6 protein-coding genes are annotated in these 6,127 nt (G+C 72.9%); 3 read left to right on the top strand and 3 right to left on the bottom strand.

The window, feature by feature from the left end:
- Positions 1-34: 34 nt before the first annotated feature.
- Positions 35-1,087, bottom strand: a complete 1,053-nt coding sequence (locus ABD352_RS06500; protein ID WP_344611292.1) for an LCP family protein — start codon at positions 1,085-1,087, stop codon at positions 35-37.
- Positions 1,088-1,308: 221 nt separating this feature from the next.
- Positions 1,309-2,391 carry an ArsR/SmtB family transcription factor gene (locus ABD352_RS06495; RefSeq protein WP_344611291.1) on the bottom strand — a complete coding sequence of 361 codons (1,083 nt, stop codon included), beginning with the start codon at positions 2,389-2,391 and terminating at the stop codon, positions 1,309-1,311.
- Between ABD352_RS06495 and ABD352_RS06490 the strand changes: the two genes are divergently transcribed.
- Together ABD352_RS06490 and ABD352_RS06485 are read left to right on the top strand one after the other, a co-directional pair.
- On the top strand, positions 2,390-3,619 hold the full coding sequence (locus ABD352_RS06490) for an MFS transporter (protein ID WP_344611290.1): 1,230 nt from the start codon (positions 2,390-2,392) through the stop codon (positions 3,617-3,619). The two genes, ABD352_RS06495 and ABD352_RS06490, sit on opposite strands and share 2 nt — an antisense overlap.
- Positions 3,620-3,671: 52 nt before the next feature.
- The gene (locus tag ABD352_RS06485; RefSeq protein ID WP_344611346.1) at positions 3,672-4,343 is read left to right on the top strand and encodes an FHA domain-containing protein; all 672 of its coding nucleotides are present in this window, start codon (positions 3,672-3,674) and stop codon (positions 4,341-4,343) included.
- Positions 4,344-4,347: 4 nt separating this feature from the next.
- Here ABD352_RS06485 and ABD352_RS06480 read toward each other — a convergent pair whose 3' ends face one another.
- Positions 4,348-5,502, bottom strand: coding sequence for a serine hydrolase domain-containing protein (locus ABD352_RS06480; protein ID WP_344611289.1), 1,155 nt, complete (start codon positions 5,500-5,502; stop codon positions 4,348-4,350).
- 93 nt (positions 5,503-5,595) lie between these two features.
- On the opposite strand from ABD352_RS06480, the gene ABD352_RS06475 reads away from it, so the two are divergent.
- Positions 5,596-6,123 (top strand): GNAT family N-acetyltransferase, encoded by a 528-nt coding sequence (locus tag ABD352_RS06475; protein WP_344611288.1) that lies wholly within the window; start codon positions 5,596-5,598, stop codon positions 6,121-6,123.
- Positions 6,124-6,127: the final 4 nt, after the last annotated feature.

Raw genomic sequence — 6,127 nt, 5'->3', positions numbered from 1 at the left:
GTCGGATCGCGGGCGCCGGGAAGGCCGGGACGCGCTAGTTCGAGGGTGTGGCCGCCGGAGTGGCGGCGTCGTTGGCGATCAGCTCCGGATGGCTGGCGACGAACGTGCCGACCGTGTCGGTGCTGAAGGACTTGAGCAGCTCGACGGCGGTCGGGTCGAGCGTCTCGAACGACTGGCCGTTGACGGTCTCGCTCTTGTACTGGCCGTTGTTGGTGCGCAGCGTGACCATCTTGTCCGCGTCGACGCCCTTCAGCGTGAAGATCCAGTCGGCGAGGGAGATCTCGTTGTTGTAGAACGAGACCGCCTTGCCGACCGAGCCGAGGACCTCGGCGACCTTGATCGGGTTGGTGATCACGCCGGCGCTGGTGGCCTTCTTCGCCATCGCCTTGATGAACTGCTGCTGGTGGCGCTGGCGGCCGTAGTCGCCGTCGTTGTTGGCCAGCTTGTCGCGCTGACGGACGTAGTCCAGCGCCTCCCACGGCAGGAAGTCGCGGCACCCGACCTCGTACACCTGCGGCTTCATGTTCGGCTTGAGGCTGGTCGGGATGCCGTCGGCGTTGAAGTTGTACGGCACACCCTCCTCCCCCGTCTTCTGGTTCCACCCGACGTGGATCGAGGTGGTGCGCTCGTCGACGCACATGTGCACGCCGCCGAGAGCGTTGACCAGGCCGCTGAAGCCGTCGAAGTTGACGATCGCGGCGCCGTGGAACTTCAGGCCGCCGGCCATGTTGCTCACGGTCTCGGCCAGCAGCTTCAGCCCCTTGTCGCGGCCGCCGCCGTTCTGGTAGCCGAACTGGAAGGCCGCGTTGATCTTGTCGGTGCCGCCGTTGTACTTCGTTTCCTTGCTCGCCGGGATCCGCACCCGCGTGTCACGAGGGATCGACATCATGTACACCGCGTCGTGCGTGGCCGGCACGTGCGCGATGATGATCGAGTCGGAGCGCGCGCCCATCGCCTCGTTGCCGATGCGCTCGTCGATGCCGACGAGGAGCAGGTTGATCGGCCCGTTGATGGTCGCGCCGGACGCCGCCGCCTCGCCGAGGCCGCCCTCGTGGGTAATCTGGTCGCTGTAGTGGTTCAGCAACACATTGCCACCGACGAGCGCACCCCCGCTCGCGAGCAGCAGTAACGCCCCGAAAATCAGGGACAATCGCGCCCACAACGGGTCTTTCTTCCCACGCTTCTTCGCCATACCACTCCCCGACACCAATGGTCCCTCGGCGCGCCACAATATCCCCCCGAACTGTGCGGCCACCGTTTCGTCCCTGAAGACGGATTTGGGACAGCATTCGGTTGCAGTTGCGCGCGTCAGGATTCGGCGCCCAGCAGCGCCAGCCCGAGCGACGTGCACAGGTAGTACACGGCCCGTCCCTGCCGGTTACGCTCCACCAGCCGGGCGTCGTGCAGCAGCCCCAGTTGCTGGCTGACCGCCCCCACCGACAGCCCGGTGCGCCGGGCGAGGTCCGACGTGGTACCCGGGGCGCGCAACAGCTCCAGCAGCCGCGCCCGGGCCGGCCCGAGCACCCCCGCCAGAGCGGCCGCCGGGTCGCCGTCGACCGGGCGGCCGAGGCCCTCCCAGAGCGTGCCGACGGCCCGGGCCGGGTACACCGCACCCGGCGCCGCCTCGTCGCTGCACGAGATCAGCGGGCCCTTGTCGGCGAACACGGACGGCATGAGCGGAAAGCCACGGCCGCTCACGCTGAGCGACTGCGTCCACCGGTCCGCGATGACGAGCCGGTCGCCCTCCCACCGGGCCGCCGGGTGCAGGGTGTCGAACAACAGGCGGGCGCCGCCGGCGACCAGCTGGCGGGAGCGGTAGGCGATGTCGGCCTCCAGCAGCGCCCGCATCCGCGGCCAGTGCGGGCCGATCGCCGCGTCGTACCAGGCCCGGGCCGCGCCGGCGAGCCGCGGGAGCATGGCCGCGGGGTCGGCGGCGACCGCCTCGGCGCCCGGGGTGAGCGGCTCGGCACGCGCGGTGACCAGGATGTCACGGCGCACCTCGTCCGCCGGCGTGGCCAGCACCCGGTCCAGCTCCTCGCCGACGTCCACCAGCGGCGAGGCCGGCGGCGGGGTCAGGAAGTCCGGCAGCCAGGCCTTCGGGCGGGCGAACGCGGCGAGCAGCGCCACCGGGCCGGCCAGGTCGCGGCGGCGGGCCAGCGTCCTGGCCTGCTTGATCCACGGCAGGTGCAGCGCGTGCCGGCCCGGCTGCTGCAGCGCCCACAGGCTGGTCACGGTCTCCCACAGCGGCGAGACGCAGAACCGGATCTCAGCCACGTCGGCGACCGCGAAGCGCACCTCCGACACCCGGTCCCCCGTCCGTCCACATGCGACCTTTTCGCCGATTCTAAAACCTTCGCGGCGGTACACCGGGTGCCGCTGGACTGTGGCCATGGCACTCCTTCCCCCTGCCGGGATCGCCCGGTCACTGTGCGTGCAGTCGCTGGTCTGGGCCTTCGGCAACGGCGTGTTCACCACCGGCGCGGCGGTGTTCTTCCTGCACCCGGCCCGGCTCAGCCCGGTGCAGGTCGGCATCGGGTTCTCGGTCTCGGGCGCCCTGTCGCTGCTGCTGTCGGTGCCGCTGGGCGGCCTGGCCGACCGGTTCGGCGGGCGGCGCACGTGGCTGGCCGGGGTGCTCGCCGAGGCGTTCGTGCTGCTCTGGTTCCCCTGGCTGCACGGCTTCGCCGCGTTCCTGGCCCTGCTGCCGCTCGCCGCGCTGGCCGAGGCCGTGTCCAGCGGCGGCCGCATGGTCTACCAGGCGCGCGTCCTGCCGCGCGAGGAGCGGGTCCGGTCGCTCGCGTTCGTGCGCTCGGCGATGAACGTCGGCTTCTTCGCCGGTGGCGGCGCGGCCGCGGTGCCGCTGGCGATCGGCAGCGACTGGGCGTACCGGTGCATGGTCCTGGTCAATGCGCTCGGCATGCTCGCCAACGGGCTGCTCATCGCCCGGATGCCGGCCGACGGGGTGCTGGACGGGCGCTGCGCGCCGCCGACCCCGGCCCGCCGCGGGGCGGTGTGGCGGGACCGGCCGTTCCTGGCGCTGGTCGGCCTGCTCAGCGTGCTGTCCATGCACGCGTCGCTGACGAGCGAGGTGGTGCCGCTGTGGCTGACCGCGCGCACCGACGCGCCGCGGGCCGCCCTGGCCGTGCTGTTCGGCCTGAACACCGCCCTGTGCGTCGGGCTGCAGGTGATGGCCAGCCGGGGCGCGGACTCTCCCGCCGGCATCGCCCGGGTGCTGCGCCGCGGCGGGCTCGCGGTGGCCGCCGCCTGCCTCCCGTTGTACCTCGCCGGCCGCTCCACCGGGTGGACCACCGTCGCGCTGCTGCTCGCCGGTTGCGCCCTCGTCACGCTCGGTGAGCTGTGGCAGTCGGCCGGCTACTGGGGCGTCACGACGGAGCTGCCGCCGCCGGCCGCGCGCGGCGAGTACGCCGGGGCCGCCCGCATGTCCTACGGCCTGCAGCACATGCTCGGCCCGGCGGCGCTGACGTTCCTGGCCCTGCACGGTGGCGGCCTGGGCTGGCTCGCCGTCGCGGGCGCGTTCGTCCTCGCCACGCTGGCGGTCGGGCCGGCCATGACATGGATCACGGCAACACCGCGCGTCGCGCCCACGACTGTGCCGGCCTGATTACCGTGGTACACAGTTCGTGCTCGGTTGCGTGGTTGTCGAGGGGGATCAGTTGGGCGCGCTGCAGCGGTTCGAGAAGCGGCTGGAAGGCATGGTCGAGGGCACCTTCGCCAAGGTCTTCAAGGGCGTCGTGCACCCGGTCGAGATCCTCAACGCCATGCAGGGCGAGGCGAGCGCGAACCAGACCCAGATGGCCGGCGGCCGCGTGCTGGTGCCGAACCGGTACGTGATCGCCCTGGCCCCCGCCGACCACAGCCGCCTGGCCCCGTTCGCCGCCGCCCTCGCGCAGGAGCTGGCCCAGTCGCAGGCCGAGTTCGTCGGCGAGCAGGGCTGGGCCGTCTACGGCGACATCGTCGTCGAGATCACCCGCGGCGACGACCTGGACACCGGCCTGTTCCGCGTCATGGCCACGGTCTACACCGGCGGGCAGGTCGCCCCCGGCGAGGCCAGCGGCGTGCGGCTGGTCACCGAGGACGGGCAGAACTACCCGCTCGCCCGCGGCGCGACCATCATCGGCCGCGGCGAGCAGGCCTCGCTGCGCCTGGCCGACGTGGGCGCCTCCCGGCAGCACGCGCGGGTGGAGTACGACGGCAACCGCGCGGTGCTGACCGACCTCGGCTCGGCGAACGGCTCGGTGGTGAACGGCCGCCGGGTCGACTCGGTCACGCTCAACCCGGGTGACGAGATCGTGATCGGCTCGACCCGCCTGTCGTTCCGGGTCTGAGCCCTCACCGCATCAGCACGTCCTCGGCCAGCCGCAGCGCCCGGGCGTCCATGGCGCCGCGGTCGGCGAGGGCGGTGTTGCGGTACAGCACCAGCGCCCTGTCCCCCGAGTCGGTGACGCCGTTGAAGGTCGAGACGCCGGGCACGTCGCCGGGGTGCGCCCAGAAGCCGCCGGACCCGCTGGGCACCCAGAAGATGCCGAGGCCGTAGCGCATGCCGGCCCGCACGTCCTGGTACGTCTCGGCCAGCACCGTGCGGTGCAGCTCCGCCGCCTGGACCGGGGCCAGCAGCTCGCCGCGCTGCAGCGCCCGCCAGAACCGCACCAGGTCCGCGGTCGTGCTGACCAGCCCGCCGGCCGCGTCGGCCGCCGTCGGGTTGAGCTCGGTGACGTCGACCAGCGGCCAGCCCGGGGCGAACTGCTGGTACCCGCGGGCCGAGGAGGCCGGCAGCGCCGGGTGGTCGTACGGGAAGTAGGTGTCGCGCAGCCCGAGCGGCCGGGTGACCCGGTCGCGCACCTGCTCCGCCCACGACCGGCCGGTGACCCGCCGCACGATCATCCCGGCCAGCACGTAGTTGGTGTTCGAGTAGTCCCAGTGGGTGCCGGGCGCGAAGTTCGGCGGGTGCCGCAGCGCCATCGCCACCAGGTCGGCCGGGTCGTAGTGGTCGAGGCGGTGCTCGCGGTACTCCTCCGGCGAGCCCAGCGCGGCCATGTCGGCGGTGTAGTTGTACAGCCCGCTGGTGTGCTGCAGCAGCTGGCGGACCGTGATGCGCCGTCCGTCGTTGCCGTTGCCCGTCACCACCCCGGGCAGCCACCGCTCCACGGAGTCCTCGAGTGCCAGGCGGCCCTCGCCCACCAGCTGCAGGACCACCACGGAGACGAACGTCTTCGTGTTGCTGCCGATGCGGAACCGGCCCGCCACCGGCATCGGCGCCCGGCCGTCCAGGGCCGCGTGCCCGACCCCCGCCACGCTCTCGCGGTGCCCGGCCGACACCTGCCCCTGCGCCCCGACGACCCCCATCCGCAGCAGGTCGTCCAGCGCCTCCTGCAGCTCGTCGCGCCGCCCCGCCGGGGCCGGCACCAGCACCGTCGCGGCCGCCGCCTTGAGGATCGTGCGCCGCGTGGATGTCGGCCCGTGCATGCTCTCCAGCTTGTCCCGCATGGACTCCAGCCTCGACGAACGCCGATCCGTCCTCCATCCCGGCACCCAGCGGGTCCGAGGTAGGGCTAGCCCCAGCTTTGCGATGATGGGCGGATGCCAACGATCACCTTCCGTGAGGCCGCCCCCGGCGACGTGCAGCGCCTGGTCGAGCTGGTGCAGTCGGCGTACCGCGGCGAGTCCAGCCGGGCCGGCTGGACCACCGAGGCCGACCTGCTCGACGGCCAGCGCGCCGACGGGGACATGGTCGCCGCCGCGATCGCCGACCCGGCCGGCGCCGTCCTGGTCGCCGAGACCGCCGGCGAGCTCGTCGCCTGCTGCCAGATCGAGCGGCGCACCGGCCACGCCTACTTCGGCATGTTCGCCGTCGACCCGGCCCGGCAGGCCGCCGGCCTCGGCGCCGCCGTGCTGGCCGAGGCCGAGCGCCGCGCCCGCGACGGGTGGCAGGTCACCGAGATGCGGATGACGGTCATCGTGCAGCGCGAGGAGCTCATCGCCTGGTACGTGCGCCGCGGCTACGCCCGCACCGGCGAGCTGAGCCCCTTCCCGTACGGCGACGAGCGCTTCGGCCGCCCGCGCCGGACCGACCTGGCGTTCGAGACGCTGACCAAGTCGCTGGCCTGACCGG

The organism is Dactylosporangium salmoneum, assembly GCF_039532525.1.
Lineage (GTDB): Bacteria > Actinomycetota > Actinomycetes > Mycobacteriales > Micromonosporaceae > Dactylosporangium > Dactylosporangium salmoneum.
Note: the sequence above shows the minus strand (reverse complement) of the source record. Positions and strands in the feature narration are given on the sequence as shown.